General features: G+C 64.1%; 1 protein-coding gene. It reads right to left on the bottom strand.

The genetic code is table 11. From position 1 onward, the window contains the following. Positions 1–41 precede the first annotated feature (41 nt). A partial coding sequence (locus RQX22_RS19275) for a transposase (protein WP_315728839.1) occupies positions 42–320 on the bottom strand: 279 nt, incomplete at its 5' end.

The raw sequence follows: 320 nt of genomic DNA, 5'->3' as shown, positions 1-320 counted from the left end.
GGGACTGTCCGTAATTTTGTGCGCGAGGCCGGTTTCGTTCATCAGACCGTGAACCGGTCGCCGAAGATGACGGCGAACTGGGTCTTGGCTTCGAACCATTCGCGCGGCGGCCGTTTCCATTCGTCGGCCGCCTGATTGAGGACGAGGTATAGCAGCTTCATCGCGGCATCGTCACCGGGGAAGTGGCCGCGGGTGCGGACCGCGCGCCGGATCTTGGAGTTCAGCGCCTCGATCGCGTTGGTGGTGTAGATGATCCGCCGCACGCCCTCGGGGAAGGCGAAGAAGGGGATCACCTGGTCCCAGTGGCGCCGCCAGCTTTG

Source organism: Sphingosinicella rhizophila, assembly GCF_032378825.1.
Lineage (GTDB): Bacteria > Pseudomonadota > Alphaproteobacteria > Sphingomonadales > Sphingomonadaceae > Allosphingosinicella > Allosphingosinicella rhizophila.
The sequence above is the reverse complement of the archived record's forward strand: the minus strand, read 5'-3'. Positions and strand labels throughout refer to the sequence as shown.